Consider the following 2,462-nt stretch of genomic DNA (forward strand, 5'->3'; position numbering starts at 1 on the left):
GGAATAGCTTCACGTCGGACGTAAACGTAGAAGGGCCATGCCGGCGCTCCGCATCGAGGGCTATGTCATCGTTTCCGCCGACGGCATGTTGGCGGATGCGAACAATGTGATGCCGGAGGCGCTGAAATTCGAAGGCGACAAGCGCTTTTTTACAGCCGCGCTCGATCGCGCCGACCTGATCGTTCACGGTCGGCACTCGCACGAAGAGCAGCCGAACTCACCGCGACGAAAGCGGATTGTTCTGACACGGAAGGTCGAGCGCCTCGCCGACGATCCAGCCAATCCCAAGGCGACGTTATGGAATCCGGCTGCGGCACCCTTTGAGGCGGCCTGCGAGCACGCGGGCATTCACGCGGGCGCCGTTGCCATCATCGGGGGGCCCAGCGTGTTCGATATGTTCATGGATCGCTATGACACCTTCTGGCTGTCACACGCGCCCGGCGTCCACCTGCCCGGTGGAGAGCCGGTCTTTTCAGATGTGCCGCAGCAAACGCCCCAGGCAATTTTGAGGCGGCATGGCCTCACGCCCGGCGATAGCCAGATCCTGGACGAGGCCTACGGCGTCACGGTGACGCCGTGGCGACGAACGCCCTAAACGTCGTACGCCGGCTCGGCGGCTTTGGCTGTGCGGCCGGTCCCGGCGATCATCAGCAAGGCGCCGATCAACGACAGATTCTTCAGCGCATGGATCGTATTGTTGGCGGCCTCGGCCCCCGTCTGATTCCAGAAATCGTGGAAATAGAACGTCGCTGCCGCCACGAACAGCGCCAGCACGACGGCAAAGAAGCGGGCGCCAAAGTTCAGCGCGATCATGACACCGCAGACAACTTCCAATGCGCCCGCCGCAATCGCCAGTATATTGGCCAACGGCATGCCCGTGAGGGTCTCAAGCTGCGCAGTATAGGGAGCCACGATCGCCGGAATGACGATCTTTTGGGTGATCTGCGCCGTAGCCGATAGGTTCATGAGCTTCATGACTCCCGACCACACGAACAGCACGCAGAACAGAATTCGTCCAAGTGTAACAAGCGCCGGCATCATCGGCCTCTCTGGCTCGCAACCATCACGGATGATCGAGCGATTATGGTCGTTCCGCGCCGGCTTTTCAAACGCTCAATCGGTACCGGCTAGCCGAACAGCGACGGCTGCAGGCGCCCGGCCGGCTCTTGCGCCTCGACGGCGGCAATCGCCGTCATATTGAGGATGCCGCGCGCGGTCACCGATGGCGTCAGAATATGCGCCGGCCGTGACGTCCCGATGAGGATCGGGCCCACCGGCAGGGCGTCGGCCACCGACTTGATCATCTGATAGGCAACGTTGGCGGTATCGAGGTTGGGCATGACCAGCACGTTTGCCTCGCCTTCAAGGTTCGAGTGCGGCAAGACCAGCTTGCGGGCCGTTTCCGAGAGCGCGGTATCCCCCTGCATTTCGCCGTCGGCCTCGATTTCGGGATGCTTCTCCCGCAACAATGCCGTAGCGCGGCGCATTTTACGGGAAGATTCCGTATCGAAGCTGCCGAAATCGGAATGCGACACGAAGGCGATCTTGGGCTTGATGTTGAAGCGCTGCACGTGAACCGCCGCCAGCGCCGCCATTTCGGCGATTTCCTCGGCACTGGGATTGGGCCGTACCTGGGTATCGGCGATGAAATACGACCCTTGCCGCGTGATCAGCAGGGAGAGCGCTGCAAAATCGCTTACCCCCGGCCGGAAGCCGATGATTTCGCGCACGTGGCGCAGGTGGCTGCGATAACCGCCTTCAACACCGCAAATCATGGCATCGGCCTCGCCACGGTTGACCGCGAGCGCCGCGATCACGGTGGCATTGGTCCGCACCACAGTGCGCGCGGCATCCGGCGTCACGCCGTGCCGGCCGGCGACATTGATGTAGGACTGGACGTAGGAGCGGTAACGTGGATCATCCTCCGGATTGACGAGATCAAAATCCTTGCCGGCCTTGATCGCGAGGCCAAAGCGCTTGATCCGCGCCTCGACCACCGAAGGGCGGCCGACCAGGATCGGCCGCGCCACATTTTCTTCCAGCACCACCTGCGCTGCGTGCAGCACGCGTTCGTCTTCGCCCTCGGCGTAGATCACCCGGACCGGCTGAGTTTTTGCCTTGGCAAAGATCGGCTTCATGATGAGCCCGGAGCGGAAGGCGAAACGCTCGAGGTGGGTTGCGTAATCCTCGAACTTCGCGATTGGTCGCGTCGCCACGCCGGAATCCATTGCCGCCTTGGCGACCGCCGGCGCGATGCGCAAAATCAGGCGCGGATCGAACGGACCTGGAATGAGCGAACCTGGACCAAAGCCCTGGGCCTGGCCGGTATCAAAGCCCGGCGCATCGACCGGCGGATCGCGCGCCAGCTGCGCGATGGCATCCACTGCCGCTTTCTTCATTTCCTCGTTGATAGCGGTGGCGCCCACATCGAGCGCACCGCGGAAGATGAACGGGAAGCACAG

The 2,462-nt window shown here is 62.4% G+C and carries 3 protein-coding genes; 1 reads left to right on the top strand and 2 read right to left on the bottom strand.

Annotated features, from left to right (window positions below; translation table 11 throughout):
• Window positions 1–37 precede the first annotated feature (37 nt).
• Window positions 38–595 (top strand): dihydrofolate reductase, encoded by a 558-nt coding sequence (locus NEZ08_RS08180; RefSeq protein ID WP_298106106.1) that lies wholly within the window; start codon window positions 38–40, stop codon window positions 593–595.
• Here NEZ08_RS08180 and NEZ08_RS08185 read toward each other — a convergent pair.
• Together NEZ08_RS08185 and NEZ08_RS08190 are read right to left on the bottom strand one after the other, a co-directional pair.
• Window positions 592–1,038, bottom strand: a complete 447-nt coding sequence (locus NEZ08_RS08185; protein ID WP_298106107.1) for a DoxX family protein — start codon at window positions 1,036–1,038, stop codon at window positions 592–594. The genes NEZ08_RS08180 and NEZ08_RS08185 overlap by 4 nt on opposite strands.
• Before the next feature lie 89 nt (window positions 1,039–1,127).
• A partial coding sequence (locus tag NEZ08_RS08190) for a phosphate acyltransferase (RefSeq protein WP_298106108.1) occupies window positions 1,128–2,462 on the bottom strand: 1,335 nt, incomplete at its 5' end.

The sequence above is a fragment of the Bradyrhizobium sp. genome, from assembly GCF_027451485.1.
Taxonomy (GTDB): Bacteria; Pseudomonadota; Alphaproteobacteria; order Rhizobiales; family Xanthobacteraceae; genus Bradyrhizobium.

Bases quoted from the DNA above. Each gene is read 5' to 3' on its own strand.
- NEZ08_RS08180 (WP_298106106.1), top strand. From the start codon at position 38: ATGCCGGCGCTCCGCATCGAGGGCTATGTCATCGTTTCCGCCGACGGC.
- NEZ08_RS08185 (WP_298106107.1), bottom strand. From the start codon at position 1,038: ATGCCGGCGCTTGTTACACTTGGACGAATTCTGTTCTGCGTGCTGTTC.